Source organism: Terrabacter koreensis (assembly GCF_054783315.1).
In genome coordinates this window covers 105219-130788 of sequence record NZ_BAAGQU010000002.1, presented here as the reverse complement: position 1 = coordinate 130788, position 25570 = coordinate 105219, and the positions used below count along the sequence as shown (strand labels likewise).

The following is a 25570-nucleotide window of genomic DNA, read 5'->3' as shown; positions in this document are numbered from 1 at the left end:
GCACACCGGGTGAGCACCAGGCCGCTCGGTCGATCAGGGGAACAGGGGAAGGACAGGGGTATGCGCATTCGTGCTGCGCTCGTGCGGCTCATCGCGGTCGTCGGGCTCGTCGCTCCGATGGGAGTCGTCACCTCCACGCCGTCGGAGGCCGCGGTGGTGTGTCCGCCGCGGCTGGGACTGACGTGGTTCAACAACAACTTCGACGCGGGGACGACCATCCCCTACACGAACACCGACTACGTGTCGCAGGGCCTCGCGTACTGGCCCGCCAAGGACTGGCTCATCACGTCGCTGAGCGACGACACCTGGCTGCCGGGCAAGAACATCCTCGCGGTGAAGAACCGCTCCACGGGCGCCCTCGTCAAGAAGGTCTTCGTCCAGTACTCGAGCGGCGCGCAGATCGAGGGCCACATGGGCGGCGTCTCCGTCGCCGGCGGCAGCCTGCTGCTCTCGACGAGCTCGAACGGCAGGAACCTCTTCCGCTTCTCGCTGCGGGCGCTCGAGCTCGCGCCCCACAACACGGCGCTGAAGACGAACGGCTCCTGGTCGGTCAAGGCCAGCTCGTACAACACGGCGTCGGGAGGCTACCTCTACGTCGGCACCTTCAGCGACGCGCTCAACGGCAGCTCGACGATGTGGCGCTACGCGCTCACCTCGACCCAGGCGCCCACCGGCACCCCGGTCGCGATCAGCACCCCGACGCGGGTGCAGGGCGCCGTCGTCGCCGACGGGCACTACATCTTCAGCACGTCCTACGGACGCAACTGTTACAGCCGCCTGAAGTTCCGCAAGATCGGCTCGAGCACCTACGGCCGTTCGATCGAGATCCCGCCGATGAGCGAGGGCATCGTCAACGTGCCGCGCGGCGCGGCCGGCCCCGTCAGCGACTGGGTCTACGTCAACTTCGAGTCCGGCTCCGACCAGTACAAGGACGCGACGATGCGTCAGTTCCGGTTCCAGCACGCGTACCTCACGGCGCTCACCCCGTGACGCGCTGACGGCGTACGGCCTCGTGGCCGGCGCCGGTCACGGCGAGGGGCCCACGGCGGACTGCCGTGGGCCCCTCGTCGTGACGCCGGAGGTGCTGCCTACTTGTAGTTGCCGGCCATCCACCTGAGGTCGTCCCGGGTCGGGCTGGACAGGGTCGAGGAGGAGCTGGTGTACGCGTACATCGAGCTCCTGCTCGAGCTGGAGTGGGGCAGACCCCCGCAGTGGCCGAGCTCGTGGATGGCGAGCTGCTGGCCGCCCTTGAGCGTGGCCCACGAGGGCGAGAGGTGCACGACGCAGGACGTGATGACGCCGCCGCTGCTCGACGGGCTGGCGTCTCCGACCGCCCCGAAGATCGAGGAGTCCTCGGCGACGACGGTGATGTTCGCCGCTGCCGGGTCGCTCGTGGTGACGACGTTCCACCCGGAGGTGCGCCACTCGCTCACCGCCTCCGCGATGCGGAACCAGTTGCCGCCTCCGGTCGAGTCGTAGACGACGGCCTGGGTGGCCCAACGGCCGAGGTACGCCGCAGTGGGGGCAGCCGGGGCCGGCTTGGCGGCCTGCGAGGGGGCGGCCGCGCCGAGGGCGATGCCTGCTGCTCCGGCTGTCGCGAGTGCGACGAGGACGATCCGCTTCATGTAGTGCTCCTGCTCATGAACGCCGCGTGCGCCGGGAGGTGGCGCTGTTTGTCCAAATTATCGACTTCGTCCTTGCGTGAGGCATTTTTGACGATCTCTTGACCTTTGCGGGCCTTTCGGTGGACAGGGCGGCCGGGTCGGGAACGAGGAAAGGCCCACCCCGCGCAAGCGGGCTGGGCCTTCGTCGGGGGTTTGGGATCGTCAGCAGTACTTCGCGCTGCCCGAGCTGCCCCACGAGCAGGTGTGGACCGTCGTGCCGGCGGCCGTCCGGAGGTAGGCGGTGTCGCCGGAGTTGTTCCAGACGTACCAGGTGTAGCCGAAGTAGCGGTTGGTCGCCGTGGCGGTGCCGCGGCCCGTGTGCACCGTCACGGTGGCGCCCGCCTTGAGCGTGAAGGCGGGGAACTTGAACGTGTAGCCCGTCTTGTCGCGCAGCGTCCAGCCGGTGAGCGACCGGTTGGTGCGCGTCGTGTTCTTGATGACGACGTACTCGGCGTTGAGGCTCGTGTTGCTGCCCGTGTCGGATCCCGGCGAGTTGTACTGGACCTTGTAGATCATGATCGCGGGCAGGGCCTGGGCCGAGCCGGCGGCGGCGATCGGGGCTGCCACGGCGAGGCCGAGGCCGGTGGCCGCGACGACGGCCTTCTTGACGTACGCGTGCATGTGCTTCCTTCACCCGGGCGGCTCGGCGGCCGCGTCGCATGCCAGTGGCGCCGCCCGAAGGGCGGCGCCACGGATCCCTGTCCTGACGCACCGCACCGGCCGGCCTTGGACGTGCTGGGCACGGCGCGGGCGTCGACTCGGAGGCTACGGCCAGAAGCACGCCCGTGAGTCCGTTTTGCGAGAACTGCCCCTTTACGTCGGGAGCCTCAGCTCCGTCTGGAGCCTCAGCCGAGAGGGGCGCGTGCCCGGGAGGTGACGGTGATCGTCACGCTGCCGCCGAGGGACTCGAGGACCCACCCGCTCATGGGCAGGGTGGCGGTGCCCTGGAGGGTCACCACGGCGGTGGCGCCGTCGGAGGTGCCGGTGTCGGGCACGACTGCCCACGACGTGATGCCCGGGGGCAGCGGCGTGCGAGCGAGGTGGTCGCGAGCCGCCCGTGACACGGACCCGTCGGTGATCGCGAGCCGGTCGAGCACTCCCTCCTCGTAGGCCACGCGCTCGTCGAGGGCGTCCGCGGCGTCGAGAGCTGCCGCGTCGGCGGTGTCGAGCAGGCGCATCCGGGCCAGCTGCGCGGCGGTGACGTCGACGGCGCCGAGGACGAGGAGCGTCACGAGGACGAAGAGCCCGAGGACGAGGACGCCGATCTGCCCCTCGTCCGCCGCACCGGGTGGGCGAAGGCGCCGGAGGACGCGACGGAGGACGCGGCGGGGGGCGGTGCAGGCGCCTGCGCGCCCGGCGGCATACGCAAGGGTCATCGCGCCACGAACCTGTCGACGGACGCGACGTGCGTCGAGGTGACCGTCACTGACGAGGGGACGTGGTCGGCGATGAAGTCAGGCACCAGGGGCAGCTGGACCTCGATGGTGGCGACGGAGGTGACGCTGCCCTCCGGACGCAGGCACGGCTGGCCGTCGCACGTCACGGCGACCGCGGCCCCCTGGTCGAACGAGAAGTCGCCGAACGCCAGGGCCGCCGCTGCACGGGCCCGGACCAGGCCCTCGTCGTCGGACTGCGCGGTCACGAAGGCACGGCCGGCCTCGCGCCCAGCGAGCGAGGCCGAGAACGACGCCGCCTGGATGCGGGCAGCCGTGAGGACGAGGTAGGTCAGCGGCAGCAGGAGCAGGATCCCGAGGAAGATGAACTCGATGATGGCCCGACCGTCGTCGGCGCCGCTTGGGTGATCGCGCCGGGCGCCGCGCCGTGCTGCCCGAGCGAGCAGGCGTTCGGCGGGCGTCACGGGGACGCCCCCGTGGTGACCTGCTCCTCGCTGAAGGCGCGACCGGAGACGGTGAGCATGCCGGAGGGGCCGACGGGCCCGATCACGGGCAGCGGCGCCGTGACCCGGACCTCGACGACACGCACGCCGGAGTCGGTCACCGTGCGTGCCCCTTGCACGTCCACTGCGAAGGAGCCGTTGAGAGAGCTGGTGATGAGGGCCTCGGTGCGGGCCACACCGTCGCCGGGCGAGGCATCGGCTCGGGCGCCGTAGCGCGCGCCCTCGGACGCCGCGGAGATGAGGGTGTTGCGCACGTAGAGCGCGAGGCCGAGCTGGAAGACCCCCATGGCGACGAAGAGGAGCAGGGCCGCGACCATCACGAACTCCGGGATGGCGGAGCCCCGGTCCCTCGAGGCGAGGGCGCGCGCGTGCGGGAGCGCGTGCGTGCCTGCATGCCGCTCGGCACGCGCGACCAGCGTCGCCGGGGTCGGGAGAGTGCCGAGAACCGTCAGGCTCACGGGCCCTTGACGTCGGAGATGGCGTCGCTGAAGAGCTGCCCCAGCTGCGGACCGGCGATGGCCCAGAGGGCGGTGACCAGCCCCGCGGTCATGATCGTTATGAGGACCCAGCCGGGCACGTCACCACGGTCACGGGGACCGGAGATGCGGTGGCCCACGGCGTTGAACGCCGTTCGGGCGCGGGCCTGGGCGGCGATGATGCGGTTCATGTCTTTCTCCCTGTGATCGGTGTGGTGGTTGCACGGGCTCGAGGTGATCAGAGCCGGAAGTGCAGGAAGCTGAGGCCGGGGTAGAGCGCGAAGAGCACGGTGACGGGCAGGGTGAGGAAGACGATCGGGACCATCATGTAGATCTCCTTGCGCCCTCCCTGCTCCATCAGGGTGCGCCGGCCGTCCTCGCGGACGTCCTGCGCCTGGGCACGGAGCACCTCGGCGAGCGGCGTGCCGCGTTCGACGGCGACGACGATGCCGTCGACGAAGCGGGTGAGGCTCATCAGGCCCGTGCGGTCGGCGAGTCCCTGGAGCGCGGTGGGCAGGTTGGCGCCTGCTCGGGCATCGGCGAGGCACCGCCTGAGCTCGTCGGACAGCTCACCCTGAGACAGCCGGCAAACGCGCTCGAGCGCACCGACCGCCCCTTCCCCCGCGCTCACCGCGAGCGCGAGCAACTCTGCGACAGTGGGGAACTCGGTCAGCATGCGAGCCTCGCGACGCGTTGCAGCCCGGGTGAGCAGGTAGTCACGCACCGCGATGCCGCCGAAGACCCCGACGAGCACCATCGACACGAGGACCGGAACGGGGAAGCGGCGCTGCGCCACCGCCACGACCCCGGTGAAGACGAGCCCCCCGAGGCCACCGAGGGCCCCGGCCATGACCTGCTCGGCACGGAACCGGTCGACGTCGGCGGGCCGCCCGGCCCGCAGCTGCCGTCGTTCGACGGACGACGCACCGCCCATGACCGCACCGACGCGGGCGCCGAGCCGGCTGACGTAGGGGGCGAGCAGCTCGCCGAAGCCGAACGGACCCCGGGCCGGCGCCGGCCGCGACAGCAGGCTGGACGGCCGGGGCGTGTCGCGCAGGTAGGGCTCGAGGCGGTCGTCGAGCGTCGGGCGTCGGCTCGCGGGAAGGCCCGCAACCACGAGAGCGACACCGGCGAGCAGGAGCAGCCCCGCCGCCGCGCCGGTCCACGACCAGCCGTCGCGCAGCAGGTCCACGACGCCTCCGGCCGCGCCGCTCACCGCAGCACCCGTTCTTCCTCGGGCAGCCGGCCGATCCAGACCATCGACCGGTAGGCGATGACGCACAGCCCGGCCCCGACGGCGAGCACCACCCAGCCCGTGGGCGAGGAGTAGGCCTCGAGCGAGCTGCCGTTGAGGGCCAGCAGGCCGAGGATGACCCACGGCGCGCCGGCAGCGAGCCGGGCTGCGTTGATCGTCCAGCTCTGGCGCGTCTCGAGCTCGGCCCGGGTGCGCGCGTCCTCCCGCAGGAAGGACGACAGCGTGCGCAGCAGCTTGCCGAGGTCGCTGCCGCCGACCTCCCTCGCGATGCGCAGCGACTCCACGATGCGGTCGCCGACGGGGTCGCTGAGCCGGTCCTTGAGGCGGTCGAGGCAGTCGTGGAAGCGCCCGGTGGTGCGGTAGTCCTCGGCGAACGCCGTGAACGCCGGGCGCAGCTCGGCCGGACCTCGGACCGACAGCTGCGAGAGTGCCTCGGGAAGCGCGAGCCCGGCTCGCACGCCGGAGGTGATGTTGTCGACGACGTCGGGCCACAGGTCACGAAGCTTGTTGCGGCGCTTGCGCGCTCGCATGCGCACCAGCGAGATCGGCAACGCGCCGGCCATCAGCCCGAAGCAGAGCGCGATGGGAACCACGCGGGTCAGGGCGGCCACGAGCACGAAGGTGAAGGCGAGCAGGACGAACGACCCGACCACGAGGTTCACCGGCGTCAGCGACGCGTAGCCGGCCTGGTGCAGATGGTCTCTCAGCTGTGCGGTGAAGCCGCCCTGACGGGTGCGCTCCTGCGCCGGCTCCTGCGGCCAGAAGGACCAGTAGACGAAGAAGGTTCCGACGCCCAGGATCAGCCCGACAGCCAACGGCGGGATCACGGGTGTACCTGCCCCAGCAGAGCGGCCACGTCGTAGCCGGCCCGCTCGAACGCCTCTCGGTGCGGCGGGAAGCCGTCGGCGCGCCTCAGCGCCCCGTCACGCGTGACGAAAAGGTCGGCGATCTCGATGACGTCGCCCTCGGCGCGGCCGGGCACGGCGACGATCTCGCGCACCCGGCGGACGCCATCACGCTCGAGGGCCACGTGCACCACGAGGTCGACGGCCGCCGCCACAGTCGGCACGACGAACCTGCTCGACACGTTCTCACCTGCCAGCAGGGGCAGCGTGCACATCTTGGTGACCGCCTCGCGGGCGCTGTTGGCGTGGAGGGTGCACATGCCGGGCACCGCAAGTAATGCTTAGACACAGCACCGACGAACGGTGCAAACCGGGTTCGAGTGGCGACGGGCTGCCCTCGGACGTAGGAATGCAGAACGGCCCCCGGCCGTCGCGGGCACGTCAGCCGGGGGCCTCGAACGATCAACCTTCCCTAGAAAGGCATCACGACCATGACCAAGAGTGTGGCAACCGCCGCCCAGAAATACATCAGGCGCGCCAAGAACCAGCTCGAGAGCGACGAGGCCAGCCGGCTCGAACTGTGGATCACAGAGCCGCGATGCTCGCTCGCCTACGCCGTGAGCAACCTCGGCGGAGCGATCGCACGCCTCGGTCACCGGATCCACGACGACGCCCCCGGCGACTATGAGCACGGCCAGCTCGACGGGCAGCAGCTCGCTGGCATGGCGTCGCTGTCAAGGCCGCGCGTGACCCGTGAGGGAGTACGTTCGCTCCTGTCCAGGCTTGACCTGCCGAGCGATGACGCAGCCCTCGAGCGTTGGGGCTTGCCGGCCTCGGCCCAGATTGTCCGGACGCAAGAGAGCACTGTCGGTGCTGCGTCATAGCCTCGCAGCGCGACCACATCGCACACGCTGACCGCGGCGCCCCACGCCGAGTAGTGCGGTCAGGCTGGGACCCCTCGTCACTGCGGCGGGGGGTTCCGTTCATCCGGGCCAGTGACCCGGCTCTACCGAGGCACCTTCCCCCTGCGTCCTCGAACCCGCTTGCCCGTTCCCAAGGTGACGAATACTGCCCAACCTTTCGCTGGGTGGTCAGCGCTGATCGAACGCACCACGTCAAGTGGCACGAACCAAGAAGCCTCGTCGCCAGGCTCAAGTCGATGCGGGATGTCAGTGCTGAGCTGACGTATGAACTGATGGCTAATTACCGCCTGCGTTCCGTCAGGTCGGACCTCGAGCCCCACGGTGCGAACCGTCGTAGCAAAGCGTCCGACGTTTCGAGCAGTGATGCTCATACATTCAGGCAGGCGATCGAGGCCGCCCACCGGCAGGGCATACGCAGCAGACACCTTGATCCGCGCCCCGGTAAGCAGAAAGGACGTGACCTGCCACGTAAGGGAGGCCACGCTGAGGCACAACGCAACAATGGACAGCACAGTGGCCATGGCCGCACCTTACGTTGTGCGACGTGTGCGTGAAGGTCCACGTGCCCGACCCACTTGTCACCAAATGCGCTGCTAGCGTCCGGTCATGCTGACGACAAAAGAGGCACTCGACGAGGCGCGCTCAAACATGGCGCACGGAACGACCATCGCGGCGCGACTCAAAGAGAGCGCTGACTCACCCGAAGTGCGACAGCTCGCGGAAGCACTCCACTTCATCGGCTTCGGCGCCCAGCAGATTGCGCTCGCCCTGACCGAGCCGGGGCGTGTGAACGACTTGCCGCAGTAGTTCGCTGGCCCGCCCATCTCGCCCCCGGGCGGGGACCCCGAGGCCGGCCAGCCGGTCAGGCTCGTCGGCATACTGACGCTTTCACACACAGAGCATTTTTCCACTGTGAGGCCACTTCATAGGGCCCAGAAACTGCGTGGAGAGAAGGCGTCAGTATGCCGAGTGCCTGACGTGAGGGACACGGAGAGGGCCGCCCGGGTCAAGGGGACGGCGTCGAGAATATGCGGTTTCGTCCGTATCAGAGTCACTAGTCCGTGACACTCGGTCGCATGAGACTTGTAATCCAGCTCGCCCTGACCGCGACGTGTGCCCTTTCAGCCTGCAGCAGTGGCGGCTCCGAGCTGGCTTCCCTTCAGGTGTCCGCGCCGAACGATCTCCGGTTGGCTGCACTCGATGCGGTAGGGAACAACTGTGAGTCGACGTCGCCTGATCCCGACATCACTGGCGCCTCGTACGTGGATTGTCGCTTGGCGGGCGTTCCTGTTCGGTTCTCGACATACCCGAGCGAGAAGCAGGCAAAGGACGGCGCGCAGTACTACACCGGGATGGGTGATCAAGTGCATCAGGAGGCGAAGTGGGTTGTCGCGGTTGGCGGCGACCCGGGGCACCTTGAGCAGATCCTCTCGGCGATGCGCGCCAAGGCGGCGCGCTAGCCGACTCGGCCGAGCAGGTGTGCGGGTAGCCATTGCTGGATGAGCGCCGAGTCTTCTTCGAGCCAGTAGACGACGAGGCCGAACCATCCGGTTTGCCGGCGTTCCCACTTGATGAGCAGGCCGGGCCGTGGGCGTTTGTCTGGGCCGGTGACCCAGCAGTGTTGACGTGCGGCGGGCGTGGGTGGGATGGGGTGTTCAACGCCTCGTCCCGAGCCGCCTGCCATCTCTCAAGGTTAGAACACGTGTTCGGGTTAGCCGGGCGTGGGTGGGGCGGTGACCCCTTTCGGGCGCCGACGCCTCTCTCGGCAGTGGCGTCTCCCCCTCCCTTGAGTTTTTCCACACGGGTTAGCCCTGGGGGCTGGGGTGAAGGTGCCCGCCTCCACCCCAGCCCGGTCTGGTTACGACGCGGCGAGGACGCCGGACTTGCGGGGTGTGGCTGCGGTGGTGATGGCTTCGGCTCGGGCGGCGACCGTGGATGCGTTGCCCCAGGCGAAGGTGGCGCCGAGGTGTGCCACTGCGGCTGGCGCGAAGATGCCGTCGAGGTTGACGGGGCCGACGGTCGAGCCGCCGTGGCGGATGCCGGCGAGGGCGCGGGCGAAGGTGGCTGCCTCGCTCGGGTTGTCGAGCTGCGGCGGGTTGACGTAGCGCAGGGCTCGCACGGCCTCGGGCGTGAGGACGTCGTTGGCTGCGGTTGTGTAGAGCGGTCGGACTGCGCTCTGGATGGACTCGAGGAGGGCGTAGGCGTCTCGGACGCGGGTCCATGCGGCGAACGTCTCGGGGTCAAGGTCGGCGGCGTGCTCGACCTTGAACGCCTGGGGCAGCTTGTGGGCGTCCTCGTTCAGGGTGGCGAGGGCTGCCCCGAGGGCGGGCTTGAAGGCGTCGAGGATGGCGTCTGCGGACTGGCGGAAGCGCTGGCGCACAACGGACGCGCAGCGGTCCACGAGGGCGCTGAGGATGCGCTGCTGGGCCTCGGCGTTGGCGAGGTCTGCGGCAGCCTTGGCCAGTGCCTTGCTCATGCTGGCCGGGTTGCCGAGGTGGGCGGTGAGGTCGACTGCGGACTGTGCCGGCGCGGGCGGCTGGGTGGTGCGCTGCTGCTCCTGGAGGGCGGCGAGGTGGCGGGCCTGCGCGTCGAGGTCAGCCGGCAGGGTGACGCCGAGGCGTGCCGCGGTCGCGGTGAGGGCGTGGATCTCGTTGGCGTGCTGGGCTGCGTACATCAGAAAAGCTCCTTCTCGATGGCTTCAGGGGTGTTGTCGGTGTTGTCGAAGTGGGCCTCGAGCGCGGCGGCGAACTCGGCTGCAAGGCGGTCGTGGCGCTCTCTTGGGGTCTCGTTGTGGTCGGGGTCGGGCGGCGTCCACTGCTCGGCTGCTGCTCGGAACTCGTCGCGGATGCTCATGCGTGGCTCATTTCGGTTTGGGTGGGGACGGGCTCGGGCAGGCAGTCGGTGAAGATCACCCGCAGTGCTTGCATGGCGAGGATTGCGGCGTCCTCGGCGGTTCCGGTGCGGGCGTGGGCGAGAAGTGCGGCGCTGACCTTCTCGGCGTCTCCCGCGATAGGGCACAGCTCAAGGATGAGGCGGCGCGCGCGGTCGTCAGAGCTCACGGTTGGCCTCCAGCTCGTTGCGTCGGCGGCGCCTGCGGGCGCTCTTGGTCATGGACAGTTCGGCGTCGCACGTGGTGCATCCGCTGCCCTGCCAGGTCACGTCGGCGTAGTGAGGGCGGCAGACATATCCGCGGCTTGGCTTGGCCTCGGGGACGTCCGCGGGAGCTGGTTCGTTGGTGGTCTGCTCGACCTTGAACCGGCCGCAGCCGTGGCACTTCCAGAGACGGTCACCTTCCCTGCCGATGCGCCAGGTGAAGCGTGGGCCGCGGCAGGTGTTGGTGTGCGCGAAGGCGGGAGGCTCGATGCCGTCGACCAGTGCGTTACTCGTGCCGTTCACGCGTTGCTCCTCTCGTCGGTGCGGGTTGCGTAGGTGGCGAGTGCGCCCTTCACGGGGATGACGGGCACTGGAAGGTCACGCAGGTAGCGCCTGCTGGCGTGCTCTGCACGGACGTAGAGGCGTTCGCACGTGAAGGACGAGCCTCGGACGGTGGTGGCGGGGTCGCCTGCCATGCCGTAGCCGACGACGCGCGGCTGTGGGCGTCCGAGCATCAGGGCGGTGAGGCCGCCGAAGATGCTGCCCTGCACGGTGCCGTCCTCGAGCAGGGGCACGAGGCGGTGCTCGGCCTTTGTCGGGAAGGGGATTGCGTTTCGCAGGATGCCTTCGGCGAGGACGACGGTGCCGGGTTCTTGCAGGTGGGCGAGGTCGTCGGGCGGCTGAAACTCTGCGGCCTGCAGGACGAGGTCGAGGTCGGCGAGGTCGGTGACGGCGTAGACGCCGCAGTCGCATCCGTGGGCGGGTGGGGTGTGTTCGTGGCCGTAGGCGCAGTCGCCAGCGGTCACGTCGAAGGGTGAGTGCTTGTCGACGCTCTGTCGCATGGCTTCGAGAGCGGTCTCTTGGCCGCGGAGCTGCACGCCGCGTCCGAAAACGGGGCGGCGGCGTCCGCTGGGGGTGATGACTTCGGCTCGCCACACGTGCAGCGTCCTGGGTCGGGTCTTCTTGGTGGTCATGCTGCGGGGTTCTCCTTGGTCTTGGTTCGGGGTGAGCGGTCGCGTCCGGCCCAGACGCCCCACCGCTCTTTCGTCTCGTCTGCGGCTGCGGCGCATTCGTTCAGGCACGGGCAGCCGTCACAGCGCTGGGCCGCGGCTGCGCGAGTGTCGGCGTCTTCTGAGGTCCAGTCGTCGGAGCCTGCGCAGGGGATGATGAGGCCGAGGTCGACGGCCTCCTCGAGTGCCCGTGCGAGCTCGTCGTGCGCGCTCATCGGGTGCCCCTCTGGCAGGACGGATGCACCGCGACGCTAGGTCGAAGCTGGCCGCCGCAGACAGGGCAGCGAGGCGCGTTTTGTGCTCGGGTGACGGGTGGTGACGGGTTTATGCGAACTTTCCCTATCTCCCCTACGCGGGGAGGTTTACATAGAAGCGTCACCACCCGTCACCACCTCCCGTCTCGTCGTCGTCGGCGAGCAGTCCGAGGCCGATTCGTCGCCTGTCGCTCTTGGTTCTGCGCACCTCGTGGCCAAGCCGATCAAGCTCCTTGGCGAACGCCTTTTCGGACATGGGCTCGGCCCCGTCGCGCAGCGCCCAGCGCTGCCATGCGGCATAGAGGTCACGCGTCGGACAGGTCGCGACTGGCGACACAAGGCAGCGCTCAGCGATGAACCGGGCCACTGCGTCGCTGTCGGCCTGGTAGGCGCCGGTCGCGCGGAGCACTGAGGCCGGCTCGCGCATGCCGCCGTTGTCCTCGTAGTCGAGGTAGCCGGCGACAATCCACGAGAGAACTGCGTCGGCGTGCAGGGCGAGCCGCTCGGGCAGGCCGGGGTCGCGGTCCTCGGGGGCCACCACGACGTCGAACGGCACGACGCGCACCCGTCGCCACACCGCGGGATCGTTGCCCTTCACGATGGGCAGGGCGTTTGTGACGTACAGCAGTTGGTGAGTCGGCTGCCAAGTCACGGGCTCGCGGTAGAGCCTGCGAGCGGTGAGCTCGTCGCCGCCCGTGAGCCGCTTCATCGTCGCCTCGTCGAGCTTGCGCCCCTCCTCCGTCTCTGAGCCGATGACGAGGCGTGCGCCGAGCAGGGTCATCATTTCGGGCCCGCCGATGCCGCCACGGTCGCGGACCATGAGCATGTCGGGGTTGATGACCGTCGCGTAGTCGCCCAGGGCGTTCGTCATGGCGCCGTAGGCGGTGCCCTTGCCGTTGGCGCCGGTTCCTATCAGGACAGGGAACAGGTGCTCTCGCACGCGTCCGTAGGCTGCCTGTCCGACGACGCGCTGCAGATAGGCTCGCTCGTCGGCGTCAGGCAGAACTGAGGCGAGGAAGGCATCCCAGACGCTCGTGTCGGCGTCGGGGTAGTACGCGCCCCTGGTGACCTTCGTGAGCCTGTCCTGGGGGTCGTGCGGACGCAGCCGGCGGGTTCGCAGGTCGAGCGTGCCGTTTGCGACGTTGAGCAGGTACGGGTCGGCGTCGAGGTCGCGGACGGTAGCGGCGAACTCGACCAGAGCAGAGGCGATTCCGAGGACGCCACTGATGCCGGCGTCCGACTCGCAGCGCCCCACGTCGGCCCGGAGCTGCTTGTCTCCCACCGACTCGGCGAGCGCGTCGGAGAGAACGTCGAGGACGGCTCGGCGGGCGTGGCCGTGGTCGTCTTCGGCCCAGCGCCGCCCGTCCCAGGCGTGCCAGCCTATGCCGTGCACGTAGAGGAGGCGGTCGACGTGGCTGCGGGCGAGTCGGTAGGCCATGCGGACCTGTCCGGAGTGCTGCTCCCCTGAAGGCGACACGCGCCGTCCGTGCTCGTCGTACTGGTCGGCTGTCATGCAGTCGATAGCGGCGCTCATCGCACGTCCCCCTTCACCACGTAGCCGGCGTGCTCGAGGCGCGCGGTGACGTCAGCGACTCGACCCCGGGTGAGGAACCAGCCACGGTGGGCGGGTGCCCACGTGGCGGGGATGCGCTGGTCCTTGAGCCATTGGCGCAGCGCACCGCGTAGGAGGACATAGCGCGGGGAGGAGGTGTCGATTAGATAGGCGGTTCGCTTCACTGGTCAGCCCTCCGCGCGTAGCCACTACGGCGAATCTCCTGCAGCTCCTCATGCGTGGGCACGTTGGCGAGGGTGTGCACGATCCGTACGGCCTCGGCGTAGAGGCGCCGGTCGTCAGCCTCGCGGCGCTCCAGCTCCGCCTGGGCGCCGTCGCGGTATCCGCACGCGTAGCCGTCGACGAATCCCGCGAAGCGCTCCGCCGAGTAATCCATCACGCTGGCAGGTCGCGAAAAGCCTTGACCCGTGAGAGAATCGGAGCAGTCGAGAGGCTTGGTCGCGTCGAGACTTCCAGGAACGGATTCGGTTAGCCCACCGGGTCCGTTTCGCTTTTCGCTCAAGCGGACTCACCTCGCAGCAGGATCGCGAGCCGGTCGAGTTGAGCCGTGGTGAGTGGCGGCCATTCGGCCACCGTCTTGACGATGGCGTGCTCGAGCCGAGCGGACTTCAGAGCGCGGCGAGCATCGATCAGGTCGGGGTCGTCAGCGGTTCGCGACCTGCTCAGCGCGGCAACTCGACCGCGTTGACTGTGGAGAGACATTTCGGGCGCCTCCAGGGCATAGAAAAATGCCCGGGGCTGCCCGGTAGGTGCCTAGATAGTAGCAGCAAGGGCCGCTAGCGTTACGCGCTCCAGCCCGTGGCTACGCAGAATCTCAAGATACGGACGGATTCGACTGCCGCGGACAGGAAAAGTGTCGTCACAGTCGGCGCACCAGAAACGCCAGCGCTCCCCCTCCGTCATGCCGCGCACAAGCTGCTGCGGGCGAAGATGCGATCCATCGGCAGCGCGCAGGCCAAAGGTGCCAAGTCGCATTGCTTCCCCGTAGAACGTCTGGAGGGCGCTGGGATAGTCGGGCGCGTCAGGAAGGACACCCTCGCGCCACTCCATGAAACCCACTGCCCCAGTCGGGGCATCGACGTGCAGGATCCGCGCCACGTGCCGCTCGATGCGACTCTCTGGCAGCGGATTCCGGCTGTGGTCGCAGTAGACGTCCAACGTGTAGTCGGCCATCACGTCGCTCACATCTGCCCCCTCGGCTCGATCCTGACCAAGTCAGGGTTGTAGACGTTTCCCGCACGCCCAGAGGGCAGCACGGTCACGGTCATCAGCTCGCGCACCACAGCGCGCTTGCGGTCCATCGTGAGCCCTTTCCACACCGGCTCCGGGTCACGACCCGCGAACTGGGCGAGCGCACTCCCCCGAGTAGCACGACCCATGGCGCCCTCGACGTCTTGCAGCCGCTGTTGCAGCCCAGCCGTGATCTTGGCGAGCTGCGCGCCCGTGATGCTCCCCGCGGCGAACAGGTCAGCGGCCTCTCCCATGCTCGCCCGGATGGTCACAGCCTCGACCCGCAGCGCCTCACCATCGGATGCCACCGCTTGGGCGGCCAAGGCGGGGGCAACGTCGGAACGCCCCAGTAGCGCCAGCAGCACGCCAGTCACGTGCTCGTCGAGGTCGTCGGCCGATCGGGCAACATGCCCCGTCCCCGGCGTGGGGCAGCGGTAGATGGTGCGCGTTGTGCGCTTGGCTCGATTCCGCGCCACGGTTGCCGACTTGAGCGGGGCGCCACAGGTGCCGCAGATGGCGATGCCTGCGAGCAGCCACCGAGCGCGGTTGCTCGTCGAGCGGCGGCGGCTGGGGTCCGTCAGGACGGCACAGACCGCGCGCCACGTCTCCTCGCTGACAATGGCCGGCCACGTGAGCTTGCCGACGATCTCCCCGTTCAGAGTCGACAGCCCAGCGTTGCGCGGACGGGTGAGCACTTGGCGCATGCTCGTGTAGTTCCAGGGCTTCCCGGTCGACGTCGTGATGCCGCGGCGGTTCAGGTCAGCTACGAGCGACCCGAGGGAGGCGCCGGCAAGCACGGACGCGCAAGCCTCGCGGATGACACCGGCCTCGCGGCGGTTCAGGGTCGCGCTGCCATCGTCCTGCAGGTTCCAGCCGAACGGCGGCGCCCCACCGAGCCACTTCCCTGCCTGGGCGGCCTGCAACTGCGCCCGCTTGGTTCGCTCGCTCTTGTGCTCCACCTCGAACCGAGCCCATGCCCCGAGGGTGCGCGCCACGGCTCGCCCAGCCGGGGTGGCGAGGTCGAGCTCCCCCGCCTTGACGGTCTGCGTCGTGACCTTGTGTCGCTCGCAGAGGTCGACGTACTCCTCGAGTTCCCGAGGTGACCTGTGGAGTCGGTCGGTGTGCCACACGAGCACCGCATCAATGTGCTTTGCGTCGATGTCAGCGAGAAGGGCGCGATAGCCCTTGCGAGGCTTGCCGCTGTACGCAGACACGTCGTTGTCGGTGTGCTCGGCCACGATGGTCCAGCCCAGCCTGCCGGCCAGCGCCATGCAGTCCTGCCGTTGCCGTTCGACGCCGAGGCCGGCGCCCTCCCGGTCTTGGGAGATGCGGCAGTAGATGGCGGCTCGCTTCGTCATACGTACATTGTGCCTTGACAATGCCCGGCACGCCGCTGTTGAGGGCGATGAGCAGGTCGAGGCTCTCCTCCTGGCGCACCTCCCCCACGATGATGCGTGAGGGGCGCATGCGCAGCGCCTCCTTGACGAGGCGGCGCAGCGGCACCTCACCGGTGCCCTCGAGGCTGGGCTGGCGGCACTGCATGGACGCGACGTCGCGCTGCGGGATCTTCAGCTCGAAGACCTCTTCGCACGTGACGATTCGCTCGCGTGGCGGGATCGCCGCCGCCAAGCAGTTGAGCAGGGTCGTCTTGCCGGCCTGCGTGCCACCCGCGACCAGGACGTTGAGGCCACTGGCGACCGCGGCCTCGAGGAAGGTGGCCGCCTGGCGAGGCATGGTGCCGAGCCGCACGAGGTCGTCGAGGTGGTCGGCCTTGACGACGAACTTGCGGACGTTGACCTGCCAGTGGGTCCGGCTGATGTCGGGGATGACGACGTGCAGCCGGGAGCCGTCGGCGAGGGTCGCGTCGACGAACGGGCTGGACAGGTCGACGCGGCGGCCGCTGCTCCTCAGCATGCGCTCCACCAGGTCGCGGACGTCCTCGGCCGTGAGGATCGTGGGGGTGAGCTCGGAGATGCCCCCGCGCGCGACGAACACCTTGCTGGGCTCGTTGATCCAGATCTCCTCGACCGTCGGGTCGTCGAAGTACTGCTGGAGCGGGCCGTAGCCGGCCACGACTGCGAGGATCGAGTGGACGGCGAGCCGCTGGTCGCCCAGCGAGGGCAGGCCCCCGTGCAGCGACCGCTCGTCGTAGTCCTGCACGGCGTCCTGCACGAGACGGCGGACGGCCTTGGCATCGCTCGCGGGGTCGAGCCCCGACCGTCGGATCAGCTCGCGGACCTCGCCCTCGACGTGGCGCACCGCTTCGTGTGTCGACATGCGTTCCCCTGAACCCCTGTGAGTTGCTTCGCGGACATCCTGCCCGGTGTCACCGGATCTGGCGCGTCCAAGCTAGGCGCCCCGCGAGCACCCGCGCTCCGGTCATCCACAGTCGCGCCACCGCGCAACGGCGGGGGGCGCGACACCGTAGCGTCCGGCGCCGTAGGGCGTCGCTCGGCGTCCACAGCTGTGCACGAGCCGGCAGGCGCCGGGCGGGGAAGCGCTGTGATGGTCGGGACACGAGGAGGCACACGTGCGGCTGACGGTGACCGTCATCGACCCCGAGCACCTGGGCACCCGCCCCCGCCACGTCACGATCGAGGCCGCGGTCGGCACCCCGTTCGCCGAGGTGCGCACCCCGCTGGCCGCGGCCGTGGGCTGGGAGGCGGGGTCCGGCGGGCGCGCAACGTTCAGCGTCGGTGGCGTCGCCGTGCGCGACGAGCACCGCGTCGGTGAGCTCCCGCTGGTCCGTGGAGCCCTGCTCACGGTGACGAGTCACGAGCCCGAGCGGCCCCGGGGGCGCGACGGACGCGCGGTGGAGCTGCGGGTGGTCAGCGGCAACGGCGCCGGACGGCTCATCCGTCTCGGCCGCGGCGGACACCTGGTGGGCCGTGCGGCCTCGGCGGACGTCCGCCTCGACGACCCCGGCGTCTCGCGAGCCCACGCCGTGGTCGACGTGAGCGCCGAGGGCGTACGCGTGCGCGACCTCGGCACGACGAACCCCTCCCGCGTCGACGGGGTCCCCTTGCCAACGGAGGGCGCGACGCTCGGCGAGGGGCAGCACCTCCGACTGGGCTCCACCACCGTGGTGCTGGGAGCCGTCGACGTGCGACCCGGTCACCACGAGATCGTCGACGGGAGGGTTCGCATCCACCGCCGGCCCCGCTTCGTCGACCCCCGCCCTCCCGCGACTGTCACGTTCCCGACGGCGCCCACGCGCCCGGAGCAGGGCCGGATGCCGCTCCTCGCGTCGTCCGCGCCACTGGTGCTCTCTGCTGTGCTGGCCGTGGCGCTCTCCTCCCCCGCGCTGCTGCTCTTCGCCCTCATGTCTCCGGTGCTGCTCCTCGGGCAGTGGTGGAGCGACCGGAGGGCCGGCCGCACCACGCATCGGCGTCAGCTCAAGGAGCACGCCGCGGCGCTCAGGCAGGCGCGACGTGACCTCGAGCTGGCCGCCCGCGACGACGCGGGGAGGCGACGGCGGGAGCACCCGGACCTCGGCCACGTGGAGGCGACCGTGCGACGGCGCGCCACGCGGCTGTGGGAGCGCCGCCCCGGCGACCCCGACCACCTCGTGCTGCGCCTCGGCACGGCGCGACAGCCGGCGCGCGTCGAGCTGCAGGGCGACGCGGTCGACGCCCTTCCCGAGGTGGACGACGTGCCGGCCCTCGTCGATCTCGGAGGGTCCGGGGTCGTCGGCATCGCCGGGCCCCGGAGGCATGCTCTGCCGCTGGCCGGTGGCCTCGCGCTGCAGGTCGCCGCGTGGCACACGCCGCGACGGCTCTCCCTGCACGTGCTGGCCGCCTCGCCCGAGACGGCCCGGGACTGGGAGTGGGCCGCCCAGCTGCCCCACGCGGCGGACGCCGACGAGGCCGCTCCGCGCATCGCGGGCGGAGCCGCCGACGTGGGCGTCCACGTCGAGGCGCTGCGCACCCTGGTGGAGAGCCGTCGCGCGGCGCGTGAGGAACGGTGGACCCTCGACACGAGCCGCACCGCGGACGTCGTCGTCGTGCTCGACGGCGCCAGCGCGCTCCGGGCCGTGCCCGGGGTCTCGGACCTGCTGGTGGACGGCCCGCCCGTCGGCCTCGCGTTTCTCTGCGTCGACGACGACGTGACCTCCCTGCCGACGGAGTCGAGGGCCGTCGTCGAGGTCGACGCGACGGGTCTGCGGGCCACGATGCGGGCCGAATCCGGTCGCCTCGACGACATCGTGCCCGACCTGCCGTCGCTGGGCTGGCTGGAAGGTGTGTGCCGCGCCATGGCGCCGCTCGTCGACGCGACCCCCGACGCAGGTTCCGTCGCCCTTCCTCGCGCGGTGTCCTTCGTCGGGCTGCACCGGCAGGCGGGCGTCGACGCCGTAACCCCCGAGGGGCTGGCCGCGTCCTGGGCGGGCAGCAGCGGAGTGCCTTCTGCCCTCGTGGGCCGCACGCCCCAGGGGCAGCTCCGCCTCGATCTCGCAGTAGACGGCCCGCACGTGCTGATCGGCGGCACGACCGGGTCGGGCAAGTCCGAGCTGCTCCAAACCCTCGTGACGGGTCTCGCCGTGGCCAACCGGCCTGACGACCTCTCCTTCGTCCTCGTGGACTACAAGGGCGGGTCGGCCTTCAGCGACTGCGCCCGGCTGCCACACACCGTCGGACTCGTCACCGATCTCGACGCGGGCCTCACCGCCCGCGCTCTCACCTCCCTCGATGCCGAGATGAAGCGCCGCGAGCGCCTGCTCGCCGAGGCGGGCGCCAAGGACCTCGACGACTTCCGTCGTGCGGCTTCCGTACGCGGGGAGCGTCCTTCGCTCGGGCGCCTCGTCATCGTCGTCGACGAGTTCAAGGCCCTCGCCGACGAGTTCCCCGACTTCGTGAGCGGACTCGTGCGGGTTGCGGCGCTGGGTCGGTCGCTCGGCCTGCACCTCGTGCTCGCCACGCAGCGCCCAGCCGGGATCGTCTCCGCCGACATGCGGGCCAACGTCGCCCTGCGCATCGCGCTGCGCGTGCGCGACCGCAGCGACAGCGTCGACGTCATCGACGCCCCCGACGCCGCCTCTCTCGACCCCCGCTCACCCGGGAGGGCGTGGATCAGGGCCGGCGACGACGCGCTCACTCCGGTGCAGGCGGCCTACCTCGGCGGCACGGTGCGCGAGCCGAGCACCTCCCCCGACCGGCCGCGGGTGGTCTGCCGCGACCTGCTGGCGCAGGCGACCTTTCCCCTTCTCGCGGGCGGAGCGGCCGTCGGTCCCGCGAGCGAGCTGACCGCGGTCGTGGACGCCGCAGTCGCGGCCGCCGCCCGGCTGGGCATCGCTCCGGGCCCTCCCCCGTGGTTGCCGCCCCTGCCGTCGGCGCTGCCCGTCACCGCGCTGCCCGTCACCGCGCTGCCGGGACACTCGACTGGTGCGTCCGGCGTGCCGCTGGGTGTGGCCGACCTCCCGTCCGAGCAGCGGCGCGAGCCGTACGTGTGGCAGGTGGGTGACGGGCAGCACCTCGGCCTGGCGGGCGGCCCTCGCAGCGGCCGGTCGACGACTCTCGTCGCGCTGGCCCTGGGCCTCGCGCAGCGTTTCGCGCCCACCGACGTCCACGTGCACGTGCTGCAGGGCACGGCCGGCCCGTGCTTGGGCCTCCGCGACCTGCCGCACGTGGGCACCGTCGCCGACGGCACCGACGCGGCACTGTGCCGTCGGCTCATCGCGCGACTCGGCCGCCTGGTCGACGGTGCGGTCGACGGTGAGGAGCAGCGGGCTCGCCACACGATCGTGCTCGTCGACGGATGGGACTCCCTCGAGGAGTCGCTGGGCGCAGTCGACCACGGCGCCACCGTCGACGCCCTGCACCGGCTGCTCCGTGACGGTCCCTCTGCGGGAGTGCAGTTCGTCGTGGCCGGGGGCCGGGCCGTCGTCTCGGGTCGCCTGCCGGGGCTGCTCGCGAGGAGGCTCGTCCTCCAGATGCCCGACCCGCTCGACCTCGTGCTCGCCGGCCTCACCCCGGCCCAGGTGTCGGCCGGGCGGCCAGCAGGCAGGGCCGTCGACGTGCTCACCGGACAGGACGTGCAGCTGGCCCACCCCGGCGCCGGCCCGTCGGCCCGCGACACGAGCGAGGCCATCGACCGGGCGGCCCGGGCCTTGCGACCTGACACCGCCGCAGCCGGTCTTCCGTGGCAGATCAGGGCTCTGCCCGACCGGGTCGGCTCGACCCCGATGCTGGGTGGTCCCGACCATGTCGTCCTCGGTGTCGGCGGGGACGCTGCAAGCCCGCTGGCCCTCCCGCTCGGGACGGTGCGTCGCCTGCTGGTCGCCGGTCCCGGCCGGTCCGGGCGCTCGTCCGCGCTGGTCACCATCGGCGAGGCGCTCGTGGCCCGCGGACGATCCGTGCTCACCGTCTGCCCCCGCCGCTCACCCCTCTCGGACTGGGCCAGGGCGCAGGGGCTGCCCCACCTCTCGCAGCACGACGCCGCCGAGCTGGTGGCGGCTCGCCGGCTCGATCCCGACCTGTGCCTCCTCGTCGACGACGCGGAGGCCGTCGACGGCAGCCCCGTCGAAGCCGCGCTCGTCGAGGCCACCCGCCTCGTCGACCCCACCCACGGACTCGTCGCCGTCGGCGCAGACCTCGCCCGGGCCAACGCGGCGTTCCGGGGGCTCGTCCCGGAGGTCGCGCGCGACGGGTGCGGCCTGCTGCTCCAGCCCAGCACGCCCACCGACGGCGACGTGCTCGGGACGCGCCTCGACGTGCCGGTCGCGCGCAGGCCCGGGCGCGGCTACCTCGTGCTCGACGGCGCCGCCGAGCCGGTGCAGGTCGGCCTGACGGGCCTCGTCACGACTCCGCTCACCCGCGAGCCGGCACTGCCGGTCTGAGGACCGAGCATCCCCGCCGCCGGGGGTGCGGCTCTGCCAGTGTTCTCCCAACACCCGGCCCGAGGAGGACCACCATGCCGCGCCGTGCCCGAGAGATCACCCTGCGCTTCCTCGCGGCCCCGACCGACGCCGGCTACTCCGGCACCGTGGGCGGCGGCCGCGTGCTCGAGTGGATCGACAAGGCCGGCTACGCGGCGGCCGCGGGATGGAGCGGCACCTACAGCGTCACGGCATACGTCGGCAACGTGCGCTTCTCACGCCCGGTCGAGGTCGGCGACCTCGTCGAGGCCACCGCGCGGGTCGTCCACACCGGCACGACGAGCATGCACATCCACGTGACGGTGGCCGCGGGCAACCCCAAGGAGGTCGACCTGCAGCCGACGACCGACTGCATCATGGTCTTCGTCGCCGTCGACGAGAACGGCACGCCGATCCCCGTGCCGCAGCTCGTCGCCGAGGACGACCACGACCGGGAGTGGCAGCAGAGCGCCGTCAAGCGGATCGCCCTGCGCAGCGAGATCGCCGACGCGATGGCGGCCCAGACCTACAGCGACGCCGGCACCGCCCCACGCGTCGTGCTGCGCTTCCTCGCCGCCCCGACCGACGTCAACTGGGGCGGCAAGGTGCACGGCGGCATCGTCATGCGCTGGATCGACGAGGCCGCCCACGTGCTCGCCACGCAGTGGACGGGGTCGGCTGCCAACGTCGCGGTCTACGCCGGTGGCGTGCGCTTCTACCGCCCGCTCCGCATCGGCCACGTCGTCGAGGTCGAGGCCAGGCTGCTGCTGACCGGAACGTCGAGCATGCACGTCAGCGTCCACGTGCGCTCGGGCGACCCCGCCACGGGCGAGCTCGCCCTCACCACCCACTCGCTCATCGTCTTCGTCCCGCTCGACGACGACGGCAACGCCGTGCCCGCCAAGCCGTGGACCCCGGTGAGCGAGGAGGACGTCGCCCTGCGCGACCACGCCCTCGCGCTGGTGCAGATGCGCAACAGGGTCGACGCCGAGCGTCACATCCCCTGAGTGGCGAGGCGTTCGACGGCGGGGACGACCTCGGAGACGTCGGGCAACGCGTCGATCTGGTCGGCCAGGGCACCAGCGGCAGCGCGCGACCCGTCGTCGCCCAGCACCCGCTCGACGGCCGCCGCGAGCTCGGTCACGGCGTCCGTGCGACCACCGAGCCGGACGCCCGCGCCGGCCTGCTCGATCCGGGCGGCGTTGACCTCCTGGTCGGCCGCGAAGAGCGGCACGACCACCTGGGGCACCCCGGCCGCGAGGGCGGCCATCGTCGTCCCGAAGCCACCGTGTCCGACCATCGCCCCCGCGAGCGGCATGACGTCCTCCTGCGGCCACCACTTGGCGACGTACGCGTTGGCCGGCCAGGGGTGCAGCGACTTCGGTTCGCCGGCCTGCCCGGTCGTGAGGAGCACGCGCACCGGCAGGCCTGCGAGGGCGTCGAGCGACCCACGGAACACGGTGCCGAGCTCGGCGAAGCCGGCCGTCACCGAACCGAACGAGACGTAGACCAGCGGCTGGTCGGGGTCGCCCCAGGTCCCCGGCAGCGAGCCCGTTCGGCTTCGGGCCGACCCGTTGCGGAACCGCACGACCGCAGCGCGTGACTCGGCAGGCGCCGCGGAGCCGGCGTCGTCGAGCCCGGCGGGCACCGACGTGAAGACACGGGCCGACGCCGCGGCGGGGGTGCACGTGCCTGCGGGCAGACCCGCGATCTCGTCCAGCTCGCCCAGTGGCTCGTCGAGCTGCTCCCCCACCCACTCCCGCATCCGGCCCATCCCGATCGCCACCTCGGCGTGCGGCACCCCCGCACGCTCGGCCGCCGCGAGCGACCCGAACTCGCACGGCTCACGCAGCACGACGTCAGGGCGCCACTCGTCGACGAGGTCGCGCACCCTCGGGAGGGCCGACTGGGCGTCGAGACGGCCGAAGACGTCGCGCACGACGGTGAGGTTGGCGAGGTCGGGCGACACGGACGAGAGACCGGCGAACACCGCACCCATGACCTCTGGGTCGACGTCGTCGAACGGGGCGTGGTCCAGGCCGGCGCGGGCCACGTGGCTCGCGAAGGACTCCGGTGCGGCCACGCGTACCTCGTGACCGGCCGCCGCGCACGCCCGCGCGAGCGGCACCATCGGCGTGAAGTGGCCGGTGCCTGCCGTCGTCGAGAACAGGACGCGCATGGCTCAGGGTCGCACCGCGGGGCAGGGTCGCGGGCCCGAAGCGGTCACGCGGAGTTCACCTGATGGCCACCGCAGGAGCACCGGCGAGCGACCGCGCGAGCCCTAGCGTCACGAGCGGTCCGCGCGGTGCCGAACCCGCGCCCCTCGACCCGCCCGCACAAGGAGCACTCACATGACCCCCAGGCTTCTGCCCCTGGTCGCGACGCCGCGCCACGGCTCGCGCAGCCGTATGACGTGTCGCTACCGCTGCAACGACGCGTGCGACGCGCCCGTGCCGAACCAGTCCGACAACCCCAGGATGCGCGACCTCGTCGAGGGTGCCCTCGCCCGCCGGTCGGTCCTCAAGGGAGGCCTCGGTGCCGGGGCCCTCGTCGTCGGCGGCCTCACGGGCGTTGCAGCCGCGGCTCCGGCGGCCGCTGCAACCACGGCTGCCCCCACGCCTGCAGCCGCCGGCGCCGCCGCGGGCCGCACGCGAGACGTCGGCCGCGCCGCGTTCACGCCCGTCGCCCCGAACCGTGCGGACGCGGTGACCAACGCGCCGCAGTTCACGCACAACGTCGTCATCCGCTGGGGTGACCCGGTCGAGGCCGGCGCGCCGCGCTTCGACGTGCACGCGCAGACGCCCGAGGCGCAGGCCCTGCAGTTCGGCTACAACAACGACTACGTCGGCGTGCTGCCGCTCAGCGGCCGCAGCGCCCTGCTCGTGACCAACCACGAGTACACCGACGAGAACCTCATGTTCCCGACGGGCGAGTACGACGACGCGACGATCAAGAAGATCGCGATGGCGGCCCACGGCATGGCTGTCGTCACCATCGAGCGCGGCCGCGCCAAGGGCTCGTGGATCCGCTCGGACCACCGCCGCGCGAAGTACAACCGCCGCATCACGGTGCACACCGAGTTCGCCTTCCGCGGCCCGGCGGCCGGGCACGAGCTGCTCCGCACGGCCGCCGACCCGGCCGGCACCCGCGTGCTCGGCACCTTCGGCAACTGCGCGGGCGGCACGACCCCGTGGGGCACGGTCCTGTCGGGCGAGGAGAACTTCAACGGCTACTTCGACGCCTCCGGCCCGGTCGACGCCGCGAACGCGACCTCGTTCAAGCGCTACGGCCTCGCCACCGCGGCCGCGACGAACCGCGGCTGGTCCAGCGTCGACGAGCGCTTCGACCTCGCGAAGCACCCGCACGAGGCCTACCGCTTCGGCTGGGTCGTCGAGGTCGACCCCTACGAGCCGGGCTCGACACCGGTCAAGCAGACGATGCTCGGTCGCTTCAAGCACGAGGGCGCGAACGTCACGATCTCCGACGACGGCCACGCGGTGGCGTACATGGGCGACGACGAGCGCGGCGACTACCTCTACAAGTTCGTCTCGGCCGACCGCTTCCGCACGGGCGACTCGCGCTCGGCGCGTGCCCACAACAAGGCGCTCCTGACGAAGGGCACGCTCTACGTCGCGAAGTTCGTCGGGGACGGGGCCGGCGACGGCGAGTTCGACGGCGCCGGCACGTGGGTCGCCCTGACCTCAGACACGACCTCGTTCGTCCCCGGCATGAGCGTCGCCGAGGTGCTGGTCAACACGCGCCTCGCCGCCGACACCGTTGGCCCGACGAAGATGGACCGTCCGGAGGACGTCGAGCCGAACCCGGTCAACGGCAAGATCTACGCCGCCCTCACCAACAACTCCGACCGCGGTGTGAAGTACCCGACCGACGAGACCAACCCGCTCGCCTCGAGCATGGTGCGCTCGTCGCTCGGCGCCCCGCTGACGAGCAAGCCGGGCAACCGCAACGGCTACGTGCTCGAGCTCACCGAGCTCGGGAACGACCACACCGCAACGAAGTTCACGTGGGACCTCTTCCTCGTCTGCGGTGACCCCGAGGCGCCCGAGACCTACTTTGCCGGCTACGACAAGTCGAAGGTCAGCCCGATCAGCTGCCCCGACAACGTCGCCTTCGACGCGGTCGGCAACCTCTGGATCTCGACCGACGGCAACGTGCTCGGCTCGAACGACGGTCTCTTCCGCGTGCCCGTCTCGGGCCCCGACCGCGGCAGGGTCGAGCAGTTCCTCACCGTGCCCTTCGGCGCCGAGACCTGCGGCCCGCTCGTAACCGAGGACCAGCTGTCCGTCTTCATCGCGGTCCAGCACCCCGGCGAGACCGACGGCGCCACCTTCGAGACGCCGTCGAGCACCTGGCCGCACACCGACGGCTTCCCGCGCCCGAGCGTCGTCGTCTCCTACCGCAGGTGAGCCCCCGCTCCCGGCTCGCCTGACCGCGAGGGCCCGGCACCTCACGGGGGGTGTCGGGCCTTCGCACGCCCGG

At 71.0% G+C, this 25570-nt stretch carries 27 protein-coding genes and 2 pseudogenes; 7 read left to right on the top strand and 22 right to left on the bottom strand.

Annotated elements, in window-relative coordinates:
• The first annotated feature begins 60 nt into the window (after positions 1-60).
• Positions 61-990: a hypothetical protein gene (locus ACYVNR_RS00970; RefSeq protein WP_461045937.1), complete on the top strand. Its 930-nt coding sequence runs from the start codon at positions 61-63 to the stop codon at positions 988-990.
• A 98-nt stretch (positions 991-1088) separates the two neighbouring features.
• Here the strand turns inward: ACYVNR_RS00970 and ACYVNR_RS00965 are convergent, their stop codons facing one another.
• The 9 genes and pseudogenes from ACYVNR_RS00965 to ACYVNR_RS00925 form a co-directional block, all read right to left on the bottom strand.
• Positions 1089-1625 carry a matrixin family metalloprotease gene (locus ACYVNR_RS00965; protein WP_045192155.1) on the bottom strand — a complete coding sequence of 179 codons (537 nt, stop codon included), beginning with the start codon at positions 1623-1625 and terminating at the stop codon, positions 1089-1091.
• A gap of 201 nt (positions 1626-1826) precedes the next feature.
• The gene (locus ACYVNR_RS00960; protein ID WP_052677410.1) at positions 1827-2285 is read right to left on the bottom strand and encodes a lamin tail domain-containing protein; all 459 of its coding nucleotides are present in this window, start codon (positions 2283-2285) and stop codon (positions 1827-1829) included.
• A 224-nt stretch (positions 2286-2509) separates the two neighbouring features.
• The gene (locus ACYVNR_RS00955) at positions 2510-3040 is read right to left on the bottom strand and encodes a pilus assembly protein TadG-related protein (RefSeq protein WP_461045934.1); all 531 of its coding nucleotides are present in this window, start codon (positions 3038-3040) and stop codon (positions 2510-2512) included.
• Positions 3037-3522 (bottom strand): pilus assembly protein, encoded by a 486-nt coding sequence (locus ACYVNR_RS00950; RefSeq protein ID WP_461045932.1) that lies wholly within the window; start codon positions 3520-3522, stop codon positions 3037-3039. Before ACYVNR_RS00950 ends, ACYVNR_RS00955 begins: the two co-directional genes overlap by 4 nt.
• Positions 3519-4019: a TadE/TadG family type IV pilus assembly protein gene (locus ACYVNR_RS00945; RefSeq protein WP_461045930.1), complete on the bottom strand. Its 501-nt coding sequence runs from the start codon at positions 4017-4019 to the stop codon at positions 3519-3521. The genes ACYVNR_RS00950 and ACYVNR_RS00945 overlap by 4 nt, the downstream gene beginning before the upstream one ends.
• Entirely contained in the window at positions 4016-4228 is a 213-nt protein-coding gene (locus tag ACYVNR_RS00940) for a hypothetical protein (protein ID WP_045192157.1), read from the bottom strand. Before ACYVNR_RS00940 ends, ACYVNR_RS00945 begins: the two co-directional genes overlap by 4 nt.
• Before the next feature lie 47 nt (positions 4229-4275).
• A complete protein-coding gene (locus ACYVNR_RS00935) occupies positions 4276-5253 on the bottom strand; it encodes a type II secretion system F family protein (protein ID WP_461045928.1) in 978 nt (325 codons plus the stop codon).
• The gene (locus ACYVNR_RS00930; protein ID WP_461046356.1) at positions 5250-6116 is read right to left on the bottom strand and encodes a type II secretion system F family protein; all 867 of its coding nucleotides are present in this window, start codon (positions 6114-6116) and stop codon (positions 5250-5252) included. The genes ACYVNR_RS00935 and ACYVNR_RS00930 overlap by 4 nt, the downstream gene beginning before the upstream one ends.
• A pseudogene (locus ACYVNR_RS00925) lies at positions 6116-6466 on the bottom strand (CpaF family protein); the annotation flags it as partial. The pseudogene ACYVNR_RS00925 and the gene ACYVNR_RS00930, both read right to left, overlap by 1 nt.
• 162 nt (positions 6467-6628) lie before the next feature.
• Between ACYVNR_RS00925 and ACYVNR_RS00920 the strand changes: the two are divergent.
• From ACYVNR_RS00920 to ACYVNR_RS00910, 3 genes are all read left to right on the top strand, one after another.
• A complete protein-coding gene (locus ACYVNR_RS00920; RefSeq protein ID WP_461045927.1) occupies positions 6629-7021 on the top strand; it encodes a hypothetical protein in 393 nt (130 codons plus the stop codon).
• Positions 7022-7666: 645 nt separating this feature from the next.
• Positions 7667-7867 (top strand): hypothetical protein, encoded by a 201-nt coding sequence (locus ACYVNR_RS00915; RefSeq protein WP_461045925.1) that lies wholly within the window; start codon positions 7667-7669, stop codon positions 7865-7867.
• Positions 7868-8136: 269 nt separating this feature from the next.
• Entirely contained in the window at positions 8137-8520 is a 384-nt protein-coding gene (locus ACYVNR_RS00910) for a hypothetical protein (protein ID WP_461045923.1), read from the top strand.
• A 398-nt stretch (positions 8521-8918) separates the two neighbouring features.
• On the opposite strand, the gene ACYVNR_RS00905 is transcribed toward ACYVNR_RS00910, so the two are convergent.
• The 12 genes and pseudogenes from ACYVNR_RS00905 to ACYVNR_RS00850 form a co-directional block, all read right to left on the bottom strand.
• Positions 8919-9734 carry a hypothetical protein gene (locus ACYVNR_RS00905; protein ID WP_461045921.1) on the bottom strand — a complete coding sequence of 272 codons (816 nt, stop codon included), beginning with the start codon at positions 9732-9734 and terminating at the stop codon, positions 8919-8921.
• Positions 9734-9913 (bottom strand): hypothetical protein, encoded by a 180-nt coding sequence (locus ACYVNR_RS00900; protein WP_461045919.1) that lies wholly within the window; start codon positions 9911-9913, stop codon positions 9734-9736. The genes ACYVNR_RS00905 and ACYVNR_RS00900 overlap by 1 nt, the downstream gene beginning before the upstream one ends.
• On the bottom strand, positions 9910-10119 hold the full coding sequence (locus ACYVNR_RS00895; RefSeq protein WP_461045917.1) for a hypothetical protein: 210 nt from the start codon (positions 10117-10119) through the stop codon (positions 9910-9912). Before ACYVNR_RS00895 ends, ACYVNR_RS00900 begins: the two co-directional genes overlap by 4 nt.
• The gene (locus ACYVNR_RS00890) at positions 10109-10456 is read right to left on the bottom strand and encodes a hypothetical protein (RefSeq protein WP_461045915.1); all 348 of its coding nucleotides are present in this window, start codon (positions 10454-10456) and stop codon (positions 10109-10111) included. The genes ACYVNR_RS00895 and ACYVNR_RS00890 overlap by 11 nt, the downstream gene beginning before the upstream one ends.
• Positions 10453-11127: a hypothetical protein gene (locus tag ACYVNR_RS00885; RefSeq protein WP_461045913.1), complete on the bottom strand. Its 675-nt coding sequence runs from the start codon at positions 11125-11127 to the stop codon at positions 10453-10455. Before ACYVNR_RS00885 ends, ACYVNR_RS00890 begins: the two co-directional genes overlap by 4 nt.
• Complete coding sequence (locus tag ACYVNR_RS00880; RefSeq protein ID WP_461045911.1) at positions 11124-11378, bottom strand: WhiB family transcriptional regulator; 255 nt, start codon at positions 11376-11378, stop codon at positions 11124-11126. The genes ACYVNR_RS00885 and ACYVNR_RS00880 overlap by 4 nt, the downstream gene beginning before the upstream one ends.
• Positions 11379-11538: 160 nt before the next feature.
• Complete coding sequence (locus ACYVNR_RS00875) at positions 11539-12951, bottom strand: DNA primase family protein (RefSeq protein ID WP_461045909.1); 1413 nt, start codon at positions 12949-12951, stop codon at positions 11539-11541.
• Positions 12948-13154, bottom strand: coding sequence for a hypothetical protein (locus ACYVNR_RS00870; RefSeq protein WP_461045907.1), 207 nt, complete (start codon positions 13152-13154; stop codon positions 12948-12950). Before ACYVNR_RS00870 ends, ACYVNR_RS00875 begins: the two co-directional genes overlap by 4 nt.
• Positions 13151-13369 (bottom strand): hypothetical protein, encoded by a 219-nt coding sequence (locus ACYVNR_RS00865; RefSeq protein WP_461045905.1) that lies wholly within the window; start codon positions 13367-13369, stop codon positions 13151-13153. The genes ACYVNR_RS00870 and ACYVNR_RS00865 overlap by 4 nt, the downstream gene beginning before the upstream one ends.
• Before the next feature lie 374 nt (positions 13370-13743).
• Positions 13744-14175: a hypothetical protein gene (locus ACYVNR_RS00860; protein WP_461045903.1), complete on the bottom strand. Its 432-nt coding sequence runs from the start codon at positions 14173-14175 to the stop codon at positions 13744-13746.
• Positions 14172-15578, bottom strand: coding sequence for a recombinase family protein (locus tag ACYVNR_RS00855; RefSeq protein WP_461045901.1), 1407 nt, complete (start codon positions 15576-15578; stop codon positions 14172-14174). Before ACYVNR_RS00855 ends, ACYVNR_RS00860 begins: the two co-directional genes overlap by 4 nt.
• A 19-nt stretch (positions 15579-15597) precedes the next feature.
• Positions 15598-16497 (bottom strand): annotated as a pseudogene (locus tag ACYVNR_RS00850) (CpaF family protein); the annotation flags it as partial.
• A 253-nt stretch (positions 16498-16750) separates the two neighbouring features.
• On the opposite strand from ACYVNR_RS00850, the gene ACYVNR_RS00845 reads away from it, so the two are divergent.
• A complete protein-coding gene (locus ACYVNR_RS00845; protein ID WP_461045899.1) occupies positions 16751-21052 on the top strand; it encodes an FtsK/SpoIIIE domain-containing protein in 4302 nt (1433 codons plus the stop codon).
• Positions 21053-21126: 74 nt separating this feature from the next.
• Positions 21127-22077 (top strand): acyl-CoA thioesterase, encoded by a 951-nt coding sequence (locus ACYVNR_RS00840; RefSeq protein ID WP_461045897.1) that lies wholly within the window; start codon positions 21127-21129, stop codon positions 22075-22077.
• Here ACYVNR_RS00840 and ACYVNR_RS00835 read toward each other — a convergent pair.
• Positions 22065-23249, bottom strand: coding sequence for a glycosyltransferase (locus ACYVNR_RS00835; RefSeq protein ID WP_461045895.1), 1185 nt, complete (start codon positions 23247-23249; stop codon positions 22065-22067). The two genes, ACYVNR_RS00840 and ACYVNR_RS00835, sit on opposite strands and share 13 nt — an antisense overlap.
• 172 nt (positions 23250-23421) lie before the next feature.
• Here ACYVNR_RS00835 and ACYVNR_RS00830 point away from each other — a divergent pair, with 172 nt between their 5' ends.
• Positions 23422-25497 carry a PhoX family protein gene (locus ACYVNR_RS00830; protein ID WP_461045893.1) on the top strand — a complete coding sequence of 692 codons (2076 nt, stop codon included), beginning with the start codon at positions 23422-23424 and terminating at the stop codon, positions 25495-25497.
• The last annotated feature ends 73 nt before the right edge of the window (positions 25498-25570 follow it).

What these genes read in the sequence shown, in the direction of transcription:
- ACYVNR_RS00880 (WP_461045911.1), bottom strand. Translation starts at nt 11,378, where the DNA reads ATGAGCGCGCACGACGAGCTCGCACGGGCACTCGAGGAGGCCGTCGAC.
- ACYVNR_RS00910 (WP_461045923.1), top strand. Translation starts at nt 8,137, where the DNA reads ATGAGACTTGTAATCCAGCTCGCCCTGACCGCGACGTGTGCCCTTTCA.
- ACYVNR_RS00835 (WP_461045895.1), bottom strand. Translation starts at nt 23,249, where the DNA reads ATGCGCGTCCTGTTCTCGACGACGGCAGGCACCGGCCACTTCACGCCG.
- ACYVNR_RS00960 (WP_052677410.1), bottom strand. Translation starts at nt 2,285, where the DNA reads ATGCACGCGTACGTCAAGAAGGCCGTCGTCGCGGCCACCGGCCTCGGC.
- ACYVNR_RS00875 (WP_461045909.1), bottom strand. Translation starts at nt 12,951, where the DNA reads ATGAGCGCCGCTATCGACTGCATGACAGCCGACCAGTACGACGAGCAC.
- ACYVNR_RS00855 (WP_461045901.1), bottom strand. Translation starts at nt 15,578, where the DNA reads ATGACGAAGCGAGCCGCCATCTACTGCCGCATCTCCCAAGACCGGGAG.
- ACYVNR_RS00900 (WP_461045919.1), bottom strand. Translation starts at nt 9,913, where the DNA reads ATGAGCATCCGCGACGAGTTCCGAGCAGCAGCCGAGCAGTGGACGCCG.
- ACYVNR_RS00840 (WP_461045897.1), top strand. Translation starts at nt 21,127, where the DNA reads ATGCCGCGCCGTGCCCGAGAGATCACCCTGCGCTTCCTCGCGGCCCCG.
- ACYVNR_RS00955 (WP_461045934.1), bottom strand. Translation starts at nt 3,040, where the DNA reads ATGACCCTTGCGTATGCCGCCGGGCGCGCAGGCGCCTGCACCGCCCCC.
- ACYVNR_RS00970 (WP_461045937.1), top strand. Translation starts at nt 61, where the DNA reads ATGCGCATTCGTGCTGCGCTCGTGCGGCTCATCGCGGTCGTCGGGCTC.
- ACYVNR_RS00940 (WP_045192157.1), bottom strand. Translation starts at nt 4,228, where the DNA reads ATGAACCGCATCATCGCCGCCCAGGCCCGCGCCCGAACGGCGTTCAAC.
- ACYVNR_RS00830 (WP_461045893.1), top strand. Translation starts at nt 23,422, where the DNA reads ATGACCCCCAGGCTTCTGCCCCTGGTCGCGACGCCGCGCCACGGCTCG.
- ACYVNR_RS00915 (WP_461045925.1), top strand. Translation starts at nt 7,667, where the DNA reads ATGCTGACGACAAAAGAGGCACTCGACGAGGCGCGCTCAAACATGGCG.
- ACYVNR_RS00905 (WP_461045921.1), bottom strand. Translation starts at nt 9,734, where the DNA reads ATGTACGCAGCCCAGCACGCCAACGAGATCCACGCCCTCACCGCGACC.
- ACYVNR_RS00965 (WP_045192155.1), bottom strand. Translation starts at nt 1,625, where the DNA reads ATGAAGCGGATCGTCCTCGTCGCACTCGCGACAGCCGGAGCAGCAGGC.
- ACYVNR_RS00885 (WP_461045913.1), bottom strand. Translation starts at nt 11,127, where the DNA reads ATGACCACCAAGAAGACCCGACCCAGGACGCTGCACGTGTGGCGAGCC.
- ACYVNR_RS00920 (WP_461045927.1), top strand. Translation starts at nt 6,629, where the DNA reads ATGACCAAGAGTGTGGCAACCGCCGCCCAGAAATACATCAGGCGCGCC.